Here is a 22131-nt window from a genome sequence, read left to right as displayed (position 1 = left end):
CTAAACAACTTCTAACGCACCCTTCAGCTGTTTTGCTGCGCTACGAACATCAGCAGCTTCGGTTAAAGCACGCACCACAACAATACGTGAGGCACCTGCCTGACAAACCTCTGACACCGTATCCACGTTAACGCCACCAATAGCAAACCACGGTTTCTGACCGGCAAACTGAGCAACCTGCTCAAGATACTCCACGCCTGTTGCTGCACGCCCCGGCTTCGTCGGCGTCGGCCACACCGGCCCACACGCAAAATAATCAATATTCTTATCGGCAGCAGCCTCCTGCCCCTGAGACACCCCATGTGTTGAAGCACCTACAAGAACATCGGCGCCTAACAACCTGCGCGCCTGCACCGCAGAAAGATCGTCTTGACCTCGATGAAAAATATCAGCACCCATAAGAGCAGCAACATCAGCACGGTCATTGACCGCAAAAAGCTTATCGTGACGACGTGCCACCTTTTTGAGAACCTCTAAAGCTGCTAGCTCCTGTTGCACAGAAATCTTCTTATCACGCAGCTGAATAATATCGACACCGCCACTATAGGCTTCATCCAGAAAAGACTCTAAATCTCCACGAGATAAACGCGCATCCGTACACAAGTACAAGCGTGCTTTTTGAAGCTTTTCAAGGCGCTCGCGACGAAGCGTTGAAGAAGAATCCACGAAAGAAGTGGCGAAAGGCTGTTGTTCATAAATGGACATAGTTTTGAGGTCTCCTTGTATCAAAAAGATTGAGGCTTATACTTAGAGTGACCTACGGGAGCGTCAGATATATCGCGCCATATCACAGTAGATATATCTTCACGACGCTGAGAGGGCTAAGAGAGCCGACCGTCTTACTTGATGCGGGTTATGCCGCCGGAAGGAAGTGTTCGTCATGGGTGCGACGTTGTTTAACCCGCACGATGAAGATTCAACTATTCATCAATATATACCCGAACTATCCAAAGAACCACCCTCAACAGTAGATATTGCAGTCATCGGTGCAGGAATTATCGGATTATCGACCGCGTACCGTCTCCAAAAAATAGGGTATAGCGTTGCTATCTTAGACCCACAACCCGCTTCAGAAGCAACACGAGCAGCCGCCGGAATGCTTGCCCCAGCATCTGAAACACAATTTCGCCAAGAACCATTAGTTCAACTGATGAAACGGGCAGCGCAACTATACCCATCATTTGCACAACACATTCAAGAAGAATCCGGTATTCATGTCGGTAGACAAGAAACAAAAACCCTCGTATGCGCCTACGATCATGCTGATAAAAATGCTCTAGAAGACCTCCAACAATATCAACAAGAGCTAGGTTTAGAAACCCAAAAAATATCCATCCGAAAAGCTCGTTCTCAAGAACCAAGCCTCTCATCGCGTCTTGCAGGAGTCGTGGAAATAGCCGGCGACCACCAGATTAACCCGCGCTGGTACTGCCAAGGGCTCATACACCTCTTACACGAACAGCTCTACCCTGTGAGAGCCCAAAAAATTCTTCTCGACGCAGACCAAACACACGCCCGCAGCATCTACTGGGAATACCAAAACCCCACGACAGGGCAACAGCACACCGGAGAACTCCACGCAACATATATCATCGTCGCTAACGGCCTCGGAACCTTAGAACTTCAAGGCATACCAGCGCTCAAAGAACTCCCTTTACGACCCGTCTACGGTGATGTGCTTCGTCTCCGCGTACCTGAAAACCAGCGCCCCTTCATCACCTCAACAATTCGCGGTATCGTCCGTTCCCAACCTGTTTACATAGTTCCCCGTGAAGACAACACCGTCGTTATCGGTGCAACATCACGTGAAGACCATATGCCCGGTATCAACGCTGGCGGAATATACCAACTACTACGTGATGCAAGAGAACTTATCCCCGCCATCACAGAACTCGAACTCTACGAAATAATCTCACGAGCACGCCCCGGAACACCCGACGACCTGCCCCTCATCGGCACAATCGAACACCACGGTAAAGCACTCAAAAACCTCATCCTCTCAAACGGCTACTTCCGTCACGGAATACTGCTTTCAACACGAGCAGCAGAACTCGTAGAACACCTCATCACCGAAACCCTCACCGAAGACGACAGAAAAGACCTCTACGCTTGCCGTCCACAACGCTTCACGCCAACCCAACAAAACCCTAAACCAACAGAGGAAAACCCCAATGAACATCACCCTCACAATTAACGGTGCAGAACACACCTATACGACACCACAAACCATCAAAAAACTCGTCGAAGACACCATCAACACCGCCCTCAACGACCAAGGAAACGCCCAAGACGGAACACCCCTTGGCATCGCCGTAGCACTCAACGACACCGTACTACCACGCAACCAATGGGCACACACCACCGCAAACCACCATGACAGGCTAGAAATCATCACCGCCGTACAAGGCGGATAACACCACCAGCACAAACAACAAACTCGAGATAAAAAGAACATGACACCAACAAACATTCCACCACTGAACATCGACGGAGTAGACCTCAACTCACGACTCATCATGGGCACCGGAGGAATCACCTCACTACAACACCTCGAAGAAGCACTCCTCAGCTCAGGAACAGAACTGACCACCGTCGCCATGCGACGATACAACCCCAGCGGAAAAGAATCTCTCTACTCCATTCTGAAACGCAACAACATCAAAATTCTGCCGAACACCGCAGGCTGCTACACCGCAAAAGACGCACTACTAACCGCAGAACTTGCCCGAGAAGCACTCCAAACACACTGGATTAAGTTAGAAGTCATCGCAGACGAAACAACACTCCTACCCGACACCTACGAACTCATCGAAGCCACCGAAACACTCGCCGAACGAGGCTTTACCGTATTCGCCTACACCAACGACGACCCCATCACCGCACGACACCTACAAAATGCAGGCGCCAGCGCCGTCATGCCCCTCGGCGCACCCATCGGCACAGGACTAGGAATACTCAACCCACACAACATCCAACTCATCACCAGCGAACTAGACGTTCCCGTCATCATCGACGCCGGCATCGGAACAGCCAGCCAAGCAACACAAGCAATGGAACTAGGCTGCGATGCTGTCCTCCTCGCCTCAGCCGTCACCCGAGCCCAAAACCCCGTAGCAATGGCAGAAGCCATGAAATACGCAGTACACGCCGGATACCACGCCTACCATGCTGGACGCATCCCCACCCGAACCCACGCGCAGGCCTCATCACCAACCGAAGGACGAATCCTCACCGGAGCACCCACCCAAGAAGACCTCACCACCTAACCTCAACGAAGAAAGCACCCCAACCATGCCACTGGCACCACTGACCACACCCAAAAAACAACTCAGCACACAAGAACAACTCCGCTACGGGCGACACTTCACCCTGCCCGGTATCGGAGAAGAAGGACAACGACGACTCGCCAACGCAAAAGTCCTCAGCATCGGAGCCGGAGGACTCGGCTCACCCCTACTGCTCTACCTCAGCGCAGCAGGAGTCGGAACCCTCGGCATCATCGACCACGACACCGTCGAATACAGCAACCTCCAACGCCAAATCATCCACAACAACAACACCATCAACACACCCAAAACACACTCCGCACAACAACGCATCCACGAACTCAACCCACACACCAACGTCCACACCTACCACGAAAAACTCAACGCAGACAACGCCGAAAACATCATCAAAAACTACGACCTCATCATCGACGGATCCGACAACTTTGCCACCAAATACCTCACCAACGACATCTGCGAACACCTCAACAAACCACTTATCTGGGGGAGTATCTCCCAATACACCGCACAAATCTCACTCTTCTGGGCACACCCCAAACACCTCAACACCACCCAACACACCCAAGGAACCACCCTCCGAGACCTCTACCCACAAATACCAGCAGCAGACTCCATCCCCACCTGCGCACAATCAGGAGTACTCGGATCCCTCTGCGGAACCATCGGCTCCATCATGGCCACCGAAGCCATCAAACTCATCACCGGAGTACCCGAACCACTCCTAGGAAAACTCTGGATGTACGACAGCCGAACACACACCACCAAAACTCTCAACATCACACCCGACCCACACCGCACACCCACACCACTGACCGAAACACTCCAACAAATACAACAATCAACACCACAACCCCTCAACGTCCCCGAAATCACACTCCACGAAATCAACCAACACCCCGAACACTACACACTCATCGACGTACGCGAACACCACGAACGTAACAACGGACACTACCAAGACCACGCACACATCCCACACCAAGAACTCCTCACCCTCATCAACAACACTCCAAACCCCCTAGAAAACATCAACAACACCCTCACCAAACACCTCAAAAACAAGACCACACCAGTGTTCTACTGCGCCAGCGGAAAACGCTCAGCACTCATCGTCCACACCCTCAAAAAACAACAACCACACATAACAGCCCTATCCCTTACCGGAGGATTCAACCAAACACCTATAAAATAAAAAACATGTCTAGACCCATAACACGACTCATCGGCCAAGGCGTACGCTACGCCACCAAACTCCGCGGAGGCGGATCCGCATTCCCCGGACTCGTCATGGAAAAACTACACCCCAACTTCGTCCCCGAAGAACTCGCAAAACTACCTCACGGCGTAGTCGTCGTCTCTGGAACCAACGGAAAAACCACCACCACAAAAATGGTGGTCCAACTACTCCAAGCCCAAGGGCTCAAAGTCTTCACCAACAAAACAGGATCAAACTTCGTTCGAGGAGTTGCCGCCTCACTCCTCGCAGAAATGAGCCTCACCGGAAAACTCGACGCAGACATCGCCGTCCTCGAACTCGACGAAGCCCACGCCGTACACTTCGTCAAAAAAGTCAAACCACACTACGCACTACTACTCAACGTCCTACGCGACCAACTCGACCGCTTCGGTGAAATCGACACCACCCGAAAAATGCTCACCACCGTAGCAGAAGCAACCACCAACACCGTCGTACTCAACCGAGAAGACCCACGCATCCTCAGCATCGCAGAACACATTAAAACAGGAACACACACCAACTATTTCGGACTCAGCCAAAAACTCCGAACCATGTTCCCCTCCGACGACGAAATGCGCTCGCAACAACGCACCAGCACTAAAGAAAACCTCCCAGAAGCCACCGTCACTCTCAACGACTTCAACGGAACCAACGCAACATTCACCCTCAACGGACACACCGCACAAGGAAAAATCAACCTCTACGGCGTCTACAACATCTACAACGCCGCCGCAGCAATGGCACTCACCCAAGCGGTCATGGGAGAAAACCTCAACGAAGAAAAACTCATCAAAGAACTCCAACACATCACACCCGCTTTTGGACGAGGCGAAACCCTCACCATCAACGGCCAAACACTACAACTACTACTCGTCAAAAACCCCTCAGGATTTAGACTCTCCCTCGCCAGCGCAGACGCACAAGACTACGCAACCATGATTACCATCAACGACCAGTACGCAGACGGCAGAGACGTCTCATGGCTCTGGGACGTAGACTTCCATACTTTACAAAAAACTGGAGTCAATACCGTCTCCGGAACCCGCGCATGGGATATGGCACTACGCCTAGAACACGACGAAATCACCACCGAACACGTCGAAGAAAACCTCACCGAAGCACTAGAACACTTCATCAAAAACTCCCATGGCAAACCCATGCGCATCTTCTGCACCTACACCGCCATGCTTGCCATCCGTAAAGAACTCTCCAAAATCACCAACGTAGAGGACATCTCCTAATGAGCAACAAAACACTCACCATCGTCCAACTCTACCCACAAGATATGAACATCTATGGAGACTGGGGCAACACCCTCGCCCTAGCACGTAGAGCAAAAGCCCACGGATACACCCCCGAAATCATCGACTACAACCCCTCCGACACCTTCCCCGAAAACCCCGACATCATCCTCGGCGGAGGCGGACAAGACTCCGGACAAAGCATCATCCAAGAGGACCTTCACGCCATCGCCCCCAAACTCAAAGAACTCGCAGAAAACGGCACACCCATGCTCGTCATCTGCGGACTCTACCAACTCTTCGGACAAGAATTCCGCACCAACCAAGGAGAAACACTCCAAGGCATCGGCATCTTTGACGCCATCACAATCGGCGGAGAAGAACGACTGATTGGAAATATCGTCGAAGAATCCGAAGAATTCGGAACACTCATCGGATACGAAAACCACTCCGGAATCACCACACTCTCCGACGGCACCCGCCCCCTAGCCACCGTTACCAAAGGCGAAGGAAACAACACCACCGACACCACCGAAGGCGCTCGCAAATACAATGTCATCGGCACCTATCTACACGGCTCACTCTTGCCGAAGAACCCTGCCGTCTCTGACTTCTTAATTGCAGAAGCTGCCAAGAAAAAATATGGGGAATTTATCCCTCAAACAATAGATGACACGACTATTGACCGTGCACGTGAAAGCGCCATGAATCGACCCCGTTAATGCGGTGTCATTGAAACTGTTTACAATAGAACCTAGTATCTAAAGAGAACCTGCGCTGATGAGCCACATCAGCGCACAGCAACAAAAGGAGACAACGTATGTCAGGTCATTCCAAATGGGCAACAACCAAGCACAAAAAAGCAGCTATCGACGCTAAACGTGCAAAAGCATTTGCCAAATTTATCAAAGCTATTGAAGTTGCAGCTCGTATGGGTGGCGCAGACGTATCCGGTAACCCTGCACTAGACCTCGCTGTTTCTAAAGCTAAGAAAAACTCTGTCCCTAACGACAACATTGACCGTGCTATCAAACGTGGTGCTGGTCTTACCGGTGAAACCATCGACTACACCGAAATCATGTATGAAGCCCGCGGACCTCAAGGAACAGCTCTTTATATTGAATGTTTGACCGATAACCGTAACCGTGCAGCAGCAGAAGTTCGTACTGCCGTTACTCGCAACGGTGGCACTATGGCCGATCAGGGATCTGTAGCGTTCCTCTTTGAACGCAAAGGCGTTGCCGAAGTGACCAAAACCGAAGGTCTTACCGAAGACGACGTCCTCATGGCAGTACTTGATGCTGGAGCTGAAGAAGTTATTGATGAAGGCGATATTTTTACTGTCGTATCAGAAGCAACTGATCTTCCAGCCATCCGCCAAGCACTGACTGAAGCAGAACTTGAATATAACAATGACGACCCTGTTTTCCGTCCTACCATGAATGTCGAAATTGACGCTGAAGGTGCTCGCAAATTCCTCAAACTAGCAGATGCTATTGAAGAACTTGACGACGTTCAGAACGTTTATTCTAACGCCGATATTAACGAAGCTGTTATGGAAGAACTTAACGCAGACTAAGGAGATAGTAGGCACAATGCCCCTATCCACAACACAGCGCCCGAAACTTGCGAGTATTCCGCGAGTTCCGGGCGCTGCCCGTATTCTTGGAGTAGACCCAGGGCTGACACGGTGCGGTTTTGGTGTTATCGATATGACCGCTAACCGCCAAGCCCGCTATGTGAAAGTTGGTGTGGCAGGAAGCGCCCCCGCCCAGAAACTTGACCAACGTATTTTCACTGTTTTTCAGGCGGCAGAAGAATGGCTAGAGGTGTATCAGCCAGATGCTTTAGCCATTGAACGAGTATTCGCGCAAGAGCAAGTCAATACGGTGATTGGAACTGCTCATGCTTCTGGTGTTGTGATTGCTGCCGCTGCTGCACGTTCCATCCCCGTATATTTTCATACTCCTTCAGAAGTTAAAGCGGCTGTAACTGGTTCCGGTAAAGCAGATAAAGCTTCTGTAGGAAGAATGGTCACGCGTATCCTTAAATTAGAGAGGCTACCTCAACCTGCTGATGCCGCAGATGCTTTAGCTATTGCTATTTGTCATGGGTGGCGTGGTGCAACGGTCGGCTCTGGTATTGATATGAGCGCTGGTGTGCAAACTCATCAAGGTTCGCGGCCTCGCCCTCAGATGGGTGCGCTAACCCCAGCCCAAAGAGCGTGGAAAGCGGCAGAAGCTCAAAGTGCTCGTCGTGGGCGAGGACAATGGAAATAGTACATATATTCGAATAAGATAGAGATTATGATTAGCACCCTCACGGGAACCGTGACTCAGATTTCCCTCAATAGCCTCATCCTTGACGTCAATGGTTGGGGGCTGATGGTACATACCCCAGCTCGAACACTCTCTCAGCTTTCGCAAGGGGAGACAACTACTCTTTTAACAAGCTTTATCGTTCGTGAAGATTCCATGACTCTTTACGGCTTCTTAGAACCGGCTGAGCGTGAAGCCTTTGACCTTTTACTATCAGTTTCTGGTATCGGTCCGCGTATCGCCTTAGCAGCATTGTCGGTGCATACGGCCCAAGATATTGAACGAGCTATTGCCACAGGAGACGATAAAGCGTTCACTAAAGTTCCTGGTGTCGGCCCTAAAACTGCTCGAAGAATTGTTTTAGAACTTGCCGGAAAGCTGATTCTCAACGCGAACTCCGACACAGATCAGCTACCGCTTAACACTGGCATAGCATGGAAATCTCCCGTTCTCGAAGCGCTCATAGGATTAGGGTGGAGCGAAAAAGACGCAGAACGTTCGGTGGAGTCGTATCTAAAAAAGAGTGCACATCCTGAGAAGCTATCTGTGCCACAAGCCCTCAAAGAAGTCCTCGCAACATTAGGGCAGCAACACAGCACCCGTCATTAGCACTCACGAACATTATCGCCTCAAGAATGAAGAACGGATACTTTGGTGAACCATCGCGCAACAGAACCTGAATATCGAGAGCAACGGCTCGTCGGGTTAGAAGAAGAACCTGAAGAAAAAATGATTGAAGCCGCTTTGCGTCCCCAATCATTAGATGATTTTGTAGGTCAGCAACGTGTCCGACAGCAGCTCTCACTACTTCTCGAAGCATCAAAACTGCGCGGTAAGTCAGCAGACCATGTGCTGTTATCTGGACCTCCCGGTTTAGGAAAGACAACCTTGTCGATGATTATTGCCGCAGAAATGGACGCGCCCTTGCGTATTACCTCAGGGCCAGCCATCCAACATTCCGGAGATTTGGCTGCTATTCTTTCTTCTTTGACTCCCGGTGAAGTTTTATTCTTAGATGAGATACACCGTATGTCTCGTCCAGCAGAAGAAATGCTGTATATGGCGATGGAAGATTTTCGTGTAGATATTGTGGTCGGGAAAGGTGCTGGCGCTACGTCTATTCCTCTGGAACTTCCACCGTTTACGTTAGTGGGGGCAACTACTCGGGCTGGTCTTTTGCCGGGGCCTCTACGAGACAGATTCGGTTTTACCGGACACTTAGAGTATTACTCAACAGAAGAACTGGAAAAAGTGTTGCGCCGGTCCGCTGGACTTATGGATATGAATATTAGCGCTGAAGGTTTTGCGGAAATTGCAGGACGTTCTCGTGGCACTCCTCGTATCGCTAATCGTCTTCTGCGTCGTGTACGAGACTGGGCATTAGTGCACGATATCCCTCATATCAGCGCCGTAGAAGCTGGACGAGCTCTTGACATGTATGAAGTAGACTCGCGGGGGCTTGACCGCTTAGATCGTTCCGTCCTTGAATCTCTTATTCATAAGTTTGGTGGTGGTCCTGTTGGGCTGTCAACTCTTGCTATTGCCGTAGGCGAAGAAGTTGAAACAGTAGAGACGGTCGCAGAACCTTATCTTGTCCGTGAGGGGATGATTGGTCGTACACCCCGAGGCAGAGTAGCGCTTTCAGCTGCTTGGGAGCATCTGGGGATAGAACCTCCAGAACAACTCTCATAAGATAAATATGTGGTTTTACCCAATTGCCTTACTGAGCTTAACGGTATTGCTACCCCCGATGTAATTGACGTTGGTCAGGTTATTGTTATTCAGCTTGGCTAATATATAAGGCGGGGCTGAATATCACCTTTGTGCGGTGCTCAGCCCCGCCTCTTTTTTATTTGTTGGTTTTTAGGGCGGTGTAGGCGACCCCTCCCATGACGGCTGATAGGAGGAAATACCAGGGGTGACCTAGTACGGCTGGGATGAGGAATGCTACTGTGCCGATGGTTGCAAATAATGCAATTTTTTGTTTATCTGTCATGATGTTTTTCCTTTGTGATAGAGTCGGGGGTAACGCCCTCCCGCCCCTGAGTAGTAGTTGTATTCAGGAGCGGGAGGGTTTTGTTACCTACTTTTCTATTTAGTCTTCTTGATGGTAAAAGGGACAATAAAAAATATTATCGCCGATAGCTCCCACGTTTTGGCTGAGAATCAATCCACTCTTTCGCATTTTCAGGCAAATAAAGTGCTTTACCGTTAGGTAACACGAAATCAGCTTTTAACGGGCGAGCCTTCATATGAACACTCACATTCTTACGAGTAAAACCTGCATAATCAGCAATATCGGACATTTGCCACAGAACTGGTATGTTATCACCTTCGTGATTTTCCATGATTCCTCCAAAATATCATGAGCTACAGTATGGCTGATTTTCTACGAGTATGGGTGCCTTGATCACTGTCGTAGTGGTCATCATGTAGTCATCACTCTACTGTGGTAAGTGTTGATATATTGTCATCCTTGCTCCTATATGTTTGTATCCACCAGTAGTTACAAATGATGAATGGTGCCATATCTTCATAAATATGTCTGAATTTATGCCCTGTAGACTCATCAACCTATGCGGATTATTCGTTCGTGAACTACGATAGAGCGTGGAAACTTTTCTGCCAAGAAGTATTTTCTGATAAATACCTCTTGGTTTCAGTGATGACATGCACAGTTATCGAACATTGTAGATACTCACCATCAGAAGAAAAGTTCTACCAAATACGAATAAATATGTTAAGCACATCGTTTGCTGAGTATCAAGAAGTTAACGCATGTAGGTCGGGAGAGTAAAGGGGCGGTATGGCTAAGCGAAGCCAACGAGCTAAAGCGAGTAGAGCGCTGATTGCCATGGCTGTGATAGTCGTGGCTTTATGTGCTGGAATCTTTGCTAGCACATCCTACGGAGGGTCATGGCGAGCTAAATTTGCTTTAGACCTCTCTGGCGGAACACAAATGATTCTTGCGCCTAAAGTCAACGGGGCACAAGACCAAACAGTTTCTGCTGAACAACTAGAACAAGCTGTTGAAATTATCCGTCAACGTGTTGACGGATCCGGTGTGTCCGAAGCAGAAGTGACGACCCAATCTGGGCGTAATGTTGTTGTTTCAGTACCAGGAACCATTGATCAGAAAACACGTGAGCTCATCCAAGCCTCTGCACAAATGGATTTTCGTGCAGTAATTTACTCGACTTCTCCAGAGCCTGTTACAGACGAGAAGAAACTCGCTGACGATAAACTTCCCCACCCCGAAGGCGAAGCAACAGACGGTTCCGATATACGGTGGGTCACCCCAGAACTCTGGCGTGAATATGAAGCAACTGACTGCACAAGCGGGAAAAGTCCTAACGCCGAACACCAAGACCCTCACCAAGCTATTGTGGCTTGTGCAGTATCTGGGCATGAAAAATATATTCTTGGACCTGTCGAATTGAGCGGTTCAGATATTGCGAATGCGACAGCATCTCAAGTGACCAATAGTAATGGTGTATCAACGGGACAATGGGGCGTTAACATCAACTTTGATGAAAAGGCCCGCGAAAAGTTTAAAGACATCACTACTCGTCTTTATGGAATCTACGGAAAAAACCAGCAAGACCCACGTGCCCGTTTTGCGATTATGCTCGACGGCGCAGTTCTTTCTTCACCAGTAGCTCAAGCAGTGATTGCCGACGGTAACCCACAAATTACCGGTAACTTCACAGAAGAAAGTGCACAGTCTCTTGCCCAGCAGCTCAAATACGGGGCTCTACCTATTAGCTTCACCATTCAATCCGAACAGCAGATTTCTGCAACATTAGGTTCTGACCAGCTCAAGATGGGACTACTTGCTGGTGTCATCGGTTTGCTATTGGTCTTCGTCTATTCACTTTTCCAATACCGCTTACTAGGATTTGTCACAATTGCATCGCTGATTGTTGCTGGTGTTATCTCTTATCTGGCAATTATTTTGCTTGGGTGGTCTATTAACTATCGTCTTTCCCTTGCCGGTATTGCTGGTTTAATCGTCGCTGTTGGGCAGACTGCTGACTCCTTCATCGTGTACTTTGAACGTATCCGTGATGAAATTCGTGGGGGTCGCACTATCCCCGCTGCAGTAGATCATGGCTGGCGTCGTGCTCAACACACGATTCTTGCTTCTAAAGCAGTCAATCTCCTTGCAGCAGTGGTGTTGTACATCTTCTCCGTCGGTTCGGTTCGTGGATTTGCGTTCACCTTAGGTTTGACCGCTATCGCCGACCTCATCGTTGTGTTCCTCTTTACACATCCTGTTCTGACGCTTCTTGCTCGCACCAGATACTTTGGTGAGGGTGGACGATTCTCTGGCCTAGATCCTGTTGCCCTTGGTGCTACACCGTTATATCGAGGCGCTGGTCGTTTGCGCACTGCAGAAGAATCTGAGCATATGAGTATCGCTGAACGTCGTCGAGCTGCTGCTCGCGCCCAAGAAAACGCTCAAGAAGTAGAGGCTTCTCAGAGCACACAGAAGGAGGGGTAATTGTGGCTAACGCACTTGCTCGTTTTGGTAACGATTTACATTCTGGACAGCGTTCATACCAGTTTGTTGGAAAACGTAGATTGTGGTTAAGCATTGCAATGGTTCTCGTTGTTTTGTCCCTTCTCATTCCCGTCGTCAAAGGAGGGTTCAATCTAGGTATTGAGTTCCGAGGCGGTTCAGAGTTTACGATTTCTGATACTTCAAATACCGATATTTCGGTAGGGCAAAAAATTATTGCAGAGCACGCCCCTGAAGCCTCTGATGTTCGAGTGACTCATATCGCTGCGAAAACTATCAGGGCGCAAATGAGCCAGCTTAACGATGAAGAGACTCTTGCGGTAAAAACTGCCCTTCAAGAGGGGTACGGTGTTTCTGCAGACGACGTCACCTCGTCCTTTGTCGGGCCAAGGTGGGGCGCCGATGTGACCAGACAAGCACTTTACGGACTTGTCGCGTTCGTCCTTCTTGCTCTTATCGGTATGGCTTTATACTTCCGTACGTGGAAGATGTCTCTATCTGCTATTGCGGGATTGCTTTTCACCGTAATCGTGACAATCGGAATTTACGCTTTAGTAGGCTTTGAAGTGACGCCTAGCGCAATCATCGGTTTCTTAACCATTTTGAGCTACTCACTCTATGACTCTGTGGTAGTTTTCGATAAGATTCGTGAGAATACCGAAGGCATTGAAAAACGCCGTGACCTCACCTACGGTGAACAGATTAACCTTGCAACGAACCAAACTCTCGTTCGTTCCATTAATACTTCTGTTGTGGGCGCATTACCCGTTGGTGCAATTCTTTTCATTGGTGCGTTCATGCTTGGTGCTGGAACTCTGCAAGACCTTTCGTTAGCTTTATTCGTCGGCATTATTGTGGGAACGATTGGAACACTCTATGTTTCTGCACCGATGTATGCGGCGTTGCGTCTAGGTGAGAAAGAAATTCGTGAGCATACACAGATGGTAGAAGATATTCGTTCTGGAAAAGTTATTGAACCAGAAGATGCTTCTGAGACTTCTGAGCAGAGTTCTCTCAACGAGATACGCATTGAAGTCAACACGATTTCATTGGATCGTTAACGTTGATTAGACAATAACTATAGTTTTTGTTAAAAATCGGTAGCTATGAAAAGAAATAGCTACCGATTTTTTATTTTTGTTATAGTGCGAACAATATAAGGCTAAAATAGCCATACTAGCCTTGGAAGGATGAACACTATGGCGGATTCAGCACACACAGCACAAGATATTGTTTCACAAAAGGTTGTTGGTAACCTTCTTCCTACGACTCTTGGAGGATCACATCGGGTGATGTCTGCCTCAGAGCGTATTCCTACTCGTCATGTTTTCGGACGTTCTGTTCAGACTTCACGAACAAGTCCTACACGTTATTCACCAGTACTTGCTCCAGTGATTCGCACTGTTAAAAAATTTCATCCCGAAGAGGATCTTGATGTAATACAACGGGCCTTTACCGTTGCCGATAAATATCACCAAGGGCAAAAACGTAAAAGCGGTGACCCCTACATCACTCACCCCGTTGCCGTCACCACAATTCTTGCTGAGATGGGAGCCACTGGTCCTGTTCTTGTGGCTGGGCTACTACACGACACCGTAGAAGATACTCCGTATACGCAAGAACAACTCATCGAAGACTTTGGTGAAGAAGTTGCTTATCTTGTTGATGGCGTCACGAAATTAGACAAAGTAACTTACGGGGAATACGCCTCGATAGAGACGATTCGTAAATTAGTGCTTTCTATGAGTAAAGATATTCGCGTCTTATTGATCAAACTTGCTGATAGATTGCATAATGCTCGCACGTGGCGTTTTGTTCCCTCTGGCTCTGCAGCTAAAAAAGCTGAAGAGACTCTAAAAATCTATGCTCCTTTAGCGCACCGGCTTGGTTTGAGTGCTCTTAAATGGGAGCTAGAAGATCTTTCTTTCGCTGCGATGTCTCCAGAGATTTATCGTGAAATTGTGCGCATGGTGGGGGACCGCACACCTAGACTCGAAAAATATTTGGATGAAGCCAAAACGACGATTGAACAGCGTCTTGCCAAAGTTGGTATTAAAGCTACTGTTCATGGGCGTCCTAAGCATTATTATTCTATTCATCAGAAAATGAAGTCGAAAAATAAGAGCTTTGACGAAATTCATGACATCTTAGCTGTTCGTATCCTTGTCGATGATGAAGACACTTGTTATGGCGTATTAGGGCACGTAATGTCGTTATGGACCTCGGATCAGGGACGCTTTAAGGACTATATTAAATCTCCTAAAAATAATCATTATCAATCGATACATCTAACATTTGTTGGTCCAGGAAATCTTCCTCTCGAGGTTCAAATACGAACCTATAAGATGCATGAAGAAGCAGAGTATGGTGTTGCTGCACACTGGAGATATAAGGCTGCTTCTCGTGGTGAAGATCTTGGAAAAATTGATGCTTCTGGTCGTAAAAAATCAGAGAATAAATCTTCTACTTTTAATGCTGGAATTTTACAAAATATCGCAGAGATATCGAATTCAACACCAGAGCCTGTAGCGTTCTTTGAAGAGTTAGCTTATCACTTAGAGACTGACGAGATTGTGGTGATGACCCCTAATGGTGACGGCATTATCTTACCTGTTGGAGCCACACCGGTAGATTTCGCCTATGCTATCCATTCTGAGGTTGGCGAGAAAACTGTTGGCGCTATCGTGAACGGAAAGATAGCTTCCTTATATACGGGATTAAACTCTGGCGATGTTGTCGAGATTCGTACGTCAAAGAGCCCTCAGCAAGAGCCCAGTGAAGACTGGCTAAAATTTGTGCGTTCTTCTAAAGCTCGCCAAAAAATTCGTCAGTATTTTGCTAAAGGTCGTCGATTAGAAGCTATTGATAAAGGCCGCGACGCATTAACTAAGGCAATGCGTCAGCATGAGTTGCCTCTGCAAAAGATGCTGACTGCAGATTTATTGATGCAAGTAGCCCATACTTTCCACCAAAATGATGGTGCTTCTTTGTACCATGCCATTGGCGAAGGAAATATCAAAGCTCAAGATGTCATCTCAAACCTCGTAAATATCTACTATGGCGATGAGGACGATAACCTTGAGGTATTGCCATCCGATTTTGATGAAGATATGTTCTCTTCTCGTCGCACAGTCAGCGATAACGGAATCGTTGTTCCCGGTGCAGATGGTATTTTGACGAAAATTTCTAAGTGCTGTAACCCTGTCCCACCGGATGAAATTCTTGGTGTCGTCACGCGTACTAGCGGAATATCGGTTCACCGAACAGACTGCCCTAATATGCGCAATATGGGGGACGAACCACGAGTAACTGAGGTTCAGTGGGCGTCAAGTTCTCAGGCTGTCTATCGGGTCAATATTCAGGTTGAATCGATAGACCGTAAATCCTTGTTGATGGATCTGACCAGAGCCATCGGTGAGAACCATATTAATATTTGTCATGCTCGAGTGATGACAAGTGAAGATCGCTTCGCTATTAACCGTTTTTCGGTGGAAGTACGTGACCGGTATATGTTGGATCATGTTCTTAATGTTCTTAAGAATGTTGAAGGAGTCTATAAGGTGTATCGTCTCACAGGAGCAAAGCCCGTACACGAAAAATCTTCTACCAGTTAAACTTTCATAGGATGTGAGGTCGGGATGTTCTGGGATATTTGTTGAAGAGCCTGTTGAGCTTTTCGACGGTGAGGAAGATATTTCTTATGCTCAAGGTACGTGTGCATGGCTTCGACTGTGCACCCTGAAAAAGATGGTGCAGATAAGAATTGTTCAACGCTGCGACGGGCAATGGGCTCGTCGTGGTGATGAATCGTTAAATCTAGTGCAGTTCGTAGTGGGGTAGTGACATGCACTTGTCCTAAAGCCAAGTAGTCGGTGGTCGAGAACTGGTTTTGATGAGTGATAATGTTCTCTTCTTGAGCTTTACGAGTATTGATTCTTGAACGACAATCAAAATCTATATAGATATCATGACAAGGAGAGGGCACACAACCCCATACCAAGGCTGCACTATAACGAGATATTCTGCCTCTTGCAAAATATCGATGGGGGATTTTTAAGCTCAGCGCGCTAACTCTCAATAAAGGGGTGAGACGTAAAGCTGAAGGAGCGTAAATATGGGGGAGTAATTCCTGATAGCGATGTTCCTGAGCGAAAACCCTTAGCTCTTGCAGAGTGCCGTTAAACGTATCTTTATTGAGAAGTTGAGAACAATATAATTTCATTTGTTGCTCAGAACTTAGCGAAGAACAAACTATAGGTGTTGTTGGAGGTCTAAGACCTTGTTGATGTTCTATTCCTAAAACATGTCGTGGGTGTTTCTCGATGAACAAGGGGCAGGGCAATGATTGAAGAAGGGAAACAGAAGATTGAGAAGAGGTCGGTGATTTGCTCATACACTTATTATGTGGTGGTTCTGAGCGAAACTATGAGTAGAAAAAGATCTGTGGATATCTTCTTTTCTACCTATGGGTAATGGTGGGGCCTACACGTGACGACTAGACCCCACCATCGCCCATAAGACCATATAAATGATATTTAATAGTGTCATTTGATAACACGTGCGAAAAGGCTCCCCTTGTATGTTTACTGGGGAGCCTTTTCGGTGCATGTTTTCGGTATGGGTTTTCGGAGGTGTTGTGTGCCCGTTACTCCCGTACAGAAAACTATTTTTTAGGCGTTAAAATCTGCAGAAGATGCCTGTAACGTGCTCAACCATGTACGACGCGCGTCGAGAGCTTCTTGAGCTTTCTTAATCTTCTGAGCATTACCCGTTGCTTCTGCTTTCTTCAGATCTTCTTCAAGACCTGCGATAGAATCCTCTAGCTGAGCAAGCATGGAGTTTGCACGGGCTTTCTTCTCAGGGTCGCTCTTAGACCACTTAGCATGTTCCGCATTGTAGATAGCGTCCTGAACCTTTTTAAGTTCACCTTCAATGCGACGTACTGCATGGCGAGGCACACGACCAGCCGCATCCCAACGGTCTGCAATAGCTTCGAACTGAGCTTTTGCAGCTTTCACATCAGTGACTGGTAAAATGGCTCGTGCTTCTTCTAGAAGTTTCTCCTTGACCTCAAGGTTAGCTTCAAACTCTTTATCTAGTTCTGCATGAGCTACTTTACGAGCTTCAAAGAAACGATCTTGTGCGGCACGGAAACGAGTCCAAAGAGCGTCATCTTCACGGCGAGAAGCACGCGGGGAGCTCTTCCAACGGTCCATGAGGTCACGGTACTTTGTTGCAGTAGCTGCCCAATCGGTAGAAGTAGAAAGTTCTTCTGCCTCTGCGATGAGCGCTTCTTTAATACGTTTAGCTTTAGCATTCGCCTCATCGAGAGAGGAAAAATGTGCGCGACGATGCTTGTCAAAAGTTGTACGAGCAGAACGGAAACGAGTCCACAAGCTATCTTCTACACTCTTGGGTAGATGGTGAGTGCGCTGAGTAGTTTTCCACGCATCAAATAGTTCGTTCATGCGAGCATGAGAGTTCTTCCAATGGGTCTTCTCAATATCTTGAGAAGCAATAGACTCTGCTTCGCTCACAATTTCTTCACGAGCCTGAAGAGCAGCCTCGCGTGCCGCTGCCTGTTCTTCTTTTTCAATAACTGCACGTTCAGCAATTTTTCCGGTAATAGCAATAAGGCGCTGCTGCAAGTCTGCATAATCGCCAACCATGTTGCGAACAGCAACCTGAGCGCCGAGCTGCTCTACAGATTTCTGCAAATCAGAAACAGCCGCACCATGCTCAACACGTGCTTCAAGAAGTGAAATCTGAGCTTGGATATTTTCAAACTTGCGAGCAAAGTATGCGAGGGCTTCGTCGGGGGTAGCTTCTGGAAGCTGGCCGACAGCGTATTCTTCTCCCTCGACAATGACAAAAACGTGTCCATCATCGGATACTCGGCCAAACTGGCGTGCTTTATCGAGGTCTACTGGGGTGTTGTCGTCGGATTGTGTGGTCACCGCTATAACTCTTTCACATGAGGCGCACAAGCGCGTTAAACAAACAAAAGCCGCATTCTCCGGCTAGTTCCTCTGCGTATCAGAGGCGCACATCACCGCGAATGCGTACCTCTCTAGAATACCTTCAGCTTTAAAAACTAGCAACGCAACACGTGAAAAAACCTCTATGAGAATGAGTTTCAAACTACATTTTAGGCAGATGGCTCCTGTTGATGTTGGGGGATAGCAAACAACCGAGTACCCTAGAATGAAGAACTAACAAATACCACCGACTTCATCTTCTCGTATATATAGGAGTAACACATGGCTCGCAAGGCTTCGCTATCTGGTTTTCCCGAATTTCTTCCGGAAGAACGCCTGGTAGAGAATCACGTATTGGATACTCTCCGTGCCACTTTCGAGCTTCATGGATTCTCGCCTATTGAAACTCGTTCGGTAGAAACTGTGGAGCAGCTACTACGTAAAGGTGAAATCGACAAAGAAGTTTATGGTATCTCTCGACTTCTTGAAGATGACGCTTCAAATAACGGCACAAAAAAAGATAAAGAGAAACTAGCTCTTCACTTTGACCTCACGGTTCCTTTTGCTCGTTACGTTGTAGAGAACGCCGGATACCTTAACTTTCCTTTTATGCGCTATCAGATGCAGAAAGTGTGGCGAGGAGAACGACCACAAGACGGTCGTTTCCGTGAATTCACCCAAGCTGACGTAGACGTTGTAGGCGACGGTACCCTACCTTTCCGCTACGACGTAGAACTCGCTTTAGTCGTCGTTGACGCCCTATCGCAGCTGAATATCGGAGACTTTAAGCTCAGGGTCAACAACCGAAAACTATCTGAAGGCTTCTATCGTGGTATCGGACTTGACGATACAGCAGGGGTGCTCCGCTCTATCGACAAGCTCGAAAAAATTGGTGCAGATGCAGTAGCGCAGCTGCTCAAAGATGAGCTTGGCGCTAGCGACGAACAAGCACAAGCTGCCTTAGCATTAGCTCAAATCAGCGCAGAAGACACATCATTCGTTGAACAAGTGCGCGCTTTAGGTGTCGACCATGAGCTTCTCGAAGAAGGTCTTACTGAATTAGCGCAAGTTGTTGGAGAAGCGACAAAACGTGCCCCTGGCCGCGTGATAGCAGACTTATCGATTGCTCGCGGTCTGGACTATTACACCGGAACTGTTTATGAGACAGTTCTTGTTGGGCACGAAAAGCTCGGTTCAATTTGTTCTGGAGGGCGTTACGAATCGCTAGCTTCTAACGGCAAGAGAACCTTCCCTGGAGTAGGACTTTCTATTGGTGTTACACGCCTTGTCTCACGTATCATCGCAGAGAAAATGGCAGAACCAACCCGTAAAGTTCCTTCTGCTGTGTTCGTTGCTCTCACCCATGAAGAGATGTGGTCTGAAGCTCAAGATGTTGCTGTGGCGCTACGCTCAAGAGGCATTGCTTGCGAAGTTTCTGCACAAGCAACCAAATTTGGTAAACAGATTAAATACGCAGAAAAACGTGGCATCCCGTTCGTCTGGTTCACATATGAATCCGAACATGGTGAACTGACTCATGAAGTGAAAGATATTCGCTCTGGAGAACAAGTTTCAGCAGATCCCCTGCAATGGAGCCCTGCGGATGAAGACCTTAAAGTACGCGTAATTGCCACAGAAAACGCTTAAATACAGTACGTCCTATAAGTTTTCTATAGAAATAACTTTTTGAATATTTTTCAGTTCTTCATTCGCTGAGGAATATTAAGATTACGACTAGAATGACTATCACATCTTCGTGAACATATCACCTGAATATTAGGTGATACCCCGTGGAAAGGAATCGAGTGCTACGCACACATACTCTCGGCGAGTTAACCGCCGAACACATTGGACAAACCGTCACCCTAACCGGATGGGTAGCACGCCGTCGCGACCACGGCGGTGTCGCATTCGTTGATTTACGCGACCGTGAGGGCGTTACACAGTGCGTTTTCCACGATGAACAGGACTTTGAACACCTCCGTAACGAGTATGTTCTTAAAGTTGTTGGCGAAGTAACCCGACGTCCAGAAGGTAACGAGAACCCTCAGCTAACTACCGGCGAGATTGAAGTTGAAGTTAAAGAAACCGAAGTTCTCAATACTGCTGCGCCATTACCCTTCCAAATCGACGAACACGTAGAAGTTGGTGAAGAAGCTCGCCTCAAATACCGTTATCTTGACCTGCGTCGCCCCGAGCCAGCACGCTTAATGCGCCTACGCTCTGAAGCAAACCGTGTTGCACGTAATGTTCTTGCAGAAGATGGATTCACTGAAGTTGAGACTCCCACTCTGACTCGTTCCACACCAGAAGGTGCCCGAGACTTCCTCGTTCCAGCCCGCCTAGCACCTGGATCTTGGTATGCGCTTCCCCAATCTCCCCAACTTTTTAAGCAGCTCTTGCAAGTCGGCGGTATCGAAAAGTACTACCAAATTGCTCGTTGTTACCGTGACGAGGACTTCCGTGCAGACCGTCAACCGGAGTTCACTCAGCTTGATATTGAGGCATCTTTCGTTGACCAAGAAGATATTATTGATCTTGGTGAACGCATCGTTGAAGCCGTATGGAACCTCATTGACGTCAAAGTTCCACGTCCTATTGAACGTATTACGTTCAAAGACGCTATGGAAAAATACGGTTCAGATAAACCCGACTTGCGTTTCGGTCTGGAACTAACAGAACTAACAGACTATTTTAAAGACACGACTTTCCGAGTCTTTAAAGCTCCTTATGTTGGTGCTGTTGTTATGCCTGGTGGCGCCTCTCAGCCTCGCCGCACTCTTGACGCATGGCAAGAGTGGGCTAAACAACGTGGCGCAAAGGGACTAGCTTATGTCCTAATTCAAGAAGACGGTGAACTTACGGGCCCTGTTGCAAAGAACATCACTGAAGCGGAGCGTGCTGGTCTAGCAGAAGCTACTGGCGCGAAACCTGGCGATTGTATCTTCTTCGCTGCAGGTGAAGCTAAAGCCTCTCGTGCTCTGCTTGGCGCGGCACGTGTCGAAATTGGGCATCGGACCGGCCTTATTAAAGACGGAGAATGGTCTTTTGTCTGGGTTGTTGATGCACCCATGTTTGAATCAGCAGCTGATGCTACCGCCTCCGGTGACGTAGCGCTGGGGAACTCCTCATGGACTGCAGTACACCACGCATTTACTTCACCTAAACCGGAGTTCTTAGAGAGCTTTGACCAAAATCCTGGTGAAGCTCTCGCGTACGCATACGATATCGTATGTAACGGTAATGAAATTGGTGGTGGATCTATCCGTATTCACCAGCGCGACGTTCAAGAACGTGTCTTCGCTGTGATGGGCATTGGGGAAGAAGAAGCTCGCGAAAAGTTTGGATTCCTTCTTGACGCGTTCTCATTCGGTGCGCCTCCGATGGGTGGTATCGCTTTCGGTTGGGATCGTGTGCTGCAGCTTTTGGGTGGTACCGATTCTATTCGTGATGTTATTGCTTTCCCGAAGACTGGTAACGGCTTTGACCCGCTAACAGCGGCTCCTGCACCAATTACTGCACAGCAACGTAAAGAAGCTGGTGTTGAT

The 22131-nt window shown here is 48.1% G+C and carries 21 protein-coding genes and 1 riboswitch; of the genes, 16 read left to right on the top strand and 5 right to left on the bottom strand.

Annotated features, from left to right (window positions below; genetic code table 11):
• On the bottom strand, nucleotides 1-705 hold the full coding sequence (gene thiE, locus ACN083_RS02840) for a thiamine phosphate synthase (RefSeq protein ID WP_419101324.1): 705 nt from the start codon (nucleotides 703-705) through the stop codon (nucleotides 1-3).
• Nucleotides 706-749: 44 nt separating this feature from the next.
• Nucleotides 750-887, top strand: a riboswitch (TPP riboswitch).
• On the opposite strand from thiE, the gene thiO reads away from it, so the two are divergent.
• The 11 genes from thiO (at nucleotide 881) to ACN083_RS02785 (ending at nucleotide 9877) form a co-directional block, all read left to right on the top strand.
• Nucleotides 881-2194: a glycine oxidase ThiO gene (gene thiO, locus ACN083_RS02835; protein ID WP_419101323.1), complete on the top strand. Its 1314-nt coding sequence runs from the start codon at nucleotides 881-883 to the stop codon at nucleotides 2192-2194. (Overlaps the previous riboswitch by 7 nt.)
• A complete protein-coding gene (thiS, locus tag ACN083_RS02830; protein ID WP_419101322.1) occupies nucleotides 2172-2414 on the top strand; it encodes a sulfur carrier protein ThiS in 243 nt (80 codons plus the stop codon). Before thiO ends, thiS begins: the two co-directional genes overlap by 23 nt.
• 39 nt (nucleotides 2415-2453) lie before the next feature.
• The gene (locus tag ACN083_RS02825; protein WP_419101321.1) at nucleotides 2454-3266 is read left to right on the top strand and encodes a thiazole synthase; all 813 of its coding nucleotides are present in this window, start codon (nucleotides 2454-2456) and stop codon (nucleotides 3264-3266) included.
• A gap of 25 nt (nucleotides 3267-3291) precedes the next feature.
• Nucleotides 3292-4479, top strand: coding sequence for a ThiF family adenylyltransferase (locus ACN083_RS02820; protein WP_419101320.1), 1188 nt, complete (start codon nucleotides 3292-3294; stop codon nucleotides 4477-4479).
• On the top strand, nucleotides 4476-5765 hold the full coding sequence (locus tag ACN083_RS02815) for a MurT ligase domain-containing protein (protein WP_419101637.1): 1290 nt from the start codon (nucleotides 4476-4478) through the stop codon (nucleotides 5763-5765). The genes ACN083_RS02820 and ACN083_RS02815 overlap by 4 nt, the downstream gene beginning before the upstream one ends.
• Nucleotides 5765-6487 carry a type 1 glutamine amidotransferase gene (locus ACN083_RS02810; RefSeq protein WP_419101319.1) on the top strand — a complete coding sequence of 241 codons (723 nt, stop codon included), beginning with the start codon at nucleotides 5765-5767 and terminating at the stop codon, nucleotides 6485-6487. Before ACN083_RS02815 ends, ACN083_RS02810 begins: the two co-directional genes overlap by 1 nt.
• A 98-nt stretch (nucleotides 6488-6585) precedes the next feature.
• Nucleotides 6586-7344 carry a YebC/PmpR family DNA-binding transcriptional regulator gene (locus ACN083_RS02805; RefSeq protein ID WP_419101318.1) on the top strand — a complete coding sequence of 253 codons (759 nt, stop codon included), beginning with the start codon at nucleotides 6586-6588 and terminating at the stop codon, nucleotides 7342-7344.
• Between the two features lie 16 nt (nucleotides 7345-7360).
• The gene (gene ruvC / locus ACN083_RS02800) at nucleotides 7361-8044 is read left to right on the top strand and encodes a crossover junction endodeoxyribonuclease RuvC (protein ID WP_419101317.1); all 684 of its coding nucleotides are present in this window, start codon (nucleotides 7361-7363) and stop codon (nucleotides 8042-8044) included.
• Between the two features lie 27 nt (nucleotides 8045-8071).
• Complete coding sequence (gene ruvA, locus ACN083_RS02795; RefSeq protein ID WP_419101316.1) at nucleotides 8072-8692, top strand: Holliday junction branch migration protein RuvA; 621 nt, start codon at nucleotides 8072-8074, stop codon at nucleotides 8690-8692.
• A 120-nt stretch (nucleotides 8693-8812) separates the two neighbouring features.
• A complete protein-coding gene (gene ruvB / locus ACN083_RS02790; protein WP_419101636.1) occupies nucleotides 8813-9775 on the top strand; it encodes a Holliday junction branch migration DNA helicase RuvB in 963 nt (320 codons plus the stop codon).
• Nucleotides 9776-9784: 9 nt separating this feature from the next.
• Nucleotides 9785-9877: a LysM peptidoglycan-binding domain-containing protein gene (locus tag ACN083_RS02785; RefSeq protein ID WP_419101315.1), complete on the top strand. Its 93-nt coding sequence runs from the start codon at nucleotides 9785-9787 to the stop codon at nucleotides 9875-9877.
• A 55-nt stretch (nucleotides 9878-9932) separates the two neighbouring features.
• Here the strand turns inward: ACN083_RS02785 and ACN083_RS02780 are convergent, their stop codons facing one another.
• Together ACN083_RS02780 and ACN083_RS02775 are read right to left on the bottom strand one after the other, a co-directional pair.
• Nucleotides 9933-10079: a hypothetical protein gene (locus ACN083_RS02780; RefSeq protein WP_419101314.1), complete on the bottom strand. Its 147-nt coding sequence runs from the start codon at nucleotides 10077-10079 to the stop codon at nucleotides 9933-9935.
• 136 nt (nucleotides 10080-10215) lie between these two features.
• Entirely contained in the window at nucleotides 10216-10431 is a 216-nt protein-coding gene (locus ACN083_RS02775) for a hypothetical protein (RefSeq protein ID WP_419101313.1), read from the bottom strand.
• Between the two features lie 458 nt (nucleotides 10432-10889).
• On the opposite strand from ACN083_RS02775, the gene secD reads away from it, so the two are divergent.
• From secD to ACN083_RS02760, 3 genes are all read left to right on the top strand, one after another.
• Entirely contained in the window at nucleotides 10890-12587 is a 1698-nt protein-coding gene (gene secD / locus ACN083_RS02770) for a protein translocase subunit SecD (protein WP_419101312.1), read from the top strand.
• Nucleotides 12588-12589: 2 nt separating this feature from the next.
• A complete protein-coding gene (gene secF, locus ACN083_RS02765; protein ID WP_419101311.1) occupies nucleotides 12590-13666 on the top strand; it encodes a protein translocase subunit SecF in 1077 nt (358 codons plus the stop codon).
• A 231-nt stretch (nucleotides 13667-13897) separates the two neighbouring features.
• Complete coding sequence (locus ACN083_RS02760) at nucleotides 13898-16219, top strand: RelA/SpoT family protein (RefSeq protein WP_419101635.1); 2322 nt, start codon at nucleotides 13898-13900, stop codon at nucleotides 16217-16219.
• Here ACN083_RS02760 and ACN083_RS02755 read toward each other — a convergent pair.
• The gene (locus tag ACN083_RS02755) at nucleotides 16216-16590 is read right to left on the bottom strand and encodes a hypothetical protein (protein WP_419101310.1); all 375 of its coding nucleotides are present in this window, start codon (nucleotides 16588-16590) and stop codon (nucleotides 16216-16218) included. The genes ACN083_RS02760 and ACN083_RS02755 overlap by 4 nt on opposite strands.
• Before the next feature lie 685 nt (nucleotides 16591-17275).
• Complete coding sequence (locus tag ACN083_RS02750; protein WP_419101309.1) at nucleotides 17276-18562, bottom strand: DUF349 domain-containing protein; 1287 nt, start codon at nucleotides 18560-18562, stop codon at nucleotides 17276-17278.
• A gap of 303 nt (nucleotides 18563-18865) precedes the next feature.
• Between ACN083_RS02750 and hisS the strand changes: the two genes are divergently transcribed.
• Together hisS and aspS are read left to right on the top strand one after the other, a co-directional pair.
• A complete protein-coding gene (gene hisS, locus ACN083_RS02745; protein ID WP_419101308.1) occupies nucleotides 18866-20230 on the top strand; it encodes a histidine--tRNA ligase in 1365 nt (454 codons plus the stop codon).
• Nucleotides 20231-20388: 158 nt separating this feature from the next.
• The coding region (aspS, locus tag ACN083_RS02740; protein WP_419101307.1) for an aspartate--tRNA ligase at nucleotides 20389-22131 on the top strand (1743 nt) is incomplete at its 3' end.

The organism is Rothia sp. CCM 9418 (genome assembly GCF_048512825.1).
GTDB lineage: Bacteria > Actinomycetota > Actinomycetes > Actinomycetales > Micrococcaceae > Rothia.
The sequence above is the reverse complement of the archived record's forward strand: the minus strand, read 5'-3'. Positions and strand labels throughout refer to the sequence as shown.

Excerpts from the sequence above, each read along its gene's own strand:
- ACN083_RS02820 (WP_419101320.1), top strand. The coding sequence starts at position 3,292 with ATGCCACTGGCACCACTGACCACACCCAAAAAACAACTCAGCACACAA.
- ruvA (WP_419101316.1), top strand. The coding sequence starts at position 8,072 with ATGATTAGCACCCTCACGGGAACCGTGACTCAGATTTCCCTCAATAGC.
- ACN083_RS02760 (WP_419101635.1), top strand. The coding sequence starts at position 13,898 with ATGTCTGCCTCAGAGCGTATTCCTACTCGTCATGTTTTCGGACGTTCT.
- hisS (WP_419101308.1), top strand. The coding sequence starts at position 18,866 with ATGGCTCGCAAGGCTTCGCTATCTGGTTTTCCCGAATTTCTTCCGGAA.
- ACN083_RS02775 (WP_419101313.1), bottom strand. The coding sequence starts at position 10,431 with ATGGAAAATCACGAAGGTGATAACATACCAGTTCTGTGGCAAATGTCC.
- ACN083_RS02805 (WP_419101318.1), top strand. The coding sequence starts at position 6,586 with ATGTCAGGTCATTCCAAATGGGCAACAACCAAGCACAAAAAAGCAGCT.
- ruvB (WP_419101636.1), top strand. The coding sequence starts at position 8,813 with ATGATTGAAGCCGCTTTGCGTCCCCAATCATTAGATGATTTTGTAGGT.
- ACN083_RS02810 (WP_419101319.1), top strand. The coding sequence starts at position 5,765 with ATGAGCAACAAAACACTCACCATCGTCCAACTCTACCCACAAGATATG.
- thiE (WP_419101324.1), bottom strand. The coding sequence starts at position 705 with ATGTCCATTTATGAACAACAGCCTTTCGCCACTTCTTTCGTGGATTCT.
- secD (WP_419101312.1), top strand. The coding sequence starts at position 10,890 with ATGGCTAAGCGAAGCCAACGAGCTAAAGCGAGTAGAGCGCTGATTGCC.
- ACN083_RS02825 (WP_419101321.1), top strand. The coding sequence starts at position 2,454 with ATGACACCAACAAACATTCCACCACTGAACATCGACGGAGTAGACCTC.
- thiO (WP_419101323.1), top strand. The coding sequence starts at position 881 with ATGGGTGCGACGTTGTTTAACCCGCACGATGAAGATTCAACTATTCAT.
- ruvC (WP_419101317.1), top strand. The coding sequence starts at position 7,361 with ATGCCCCTATCCACAACACAGCGCCCGAAACTTGCGAGTATTCCGCGA.
- ACN083_RS02780 (WP_419101314.1), bottom strand. The coding sequence starts at position 10,079 with ATGACAGATAAACAAAAAATTGCATTATTTGCAACCATCGGCACAGTA.
- thiS (WP_419101322.1), top strand. The coding sequence starts at position 2,172 with ATGAACATCACCCTCACAATTAACGGTGCAGAACACACCTATACGACA.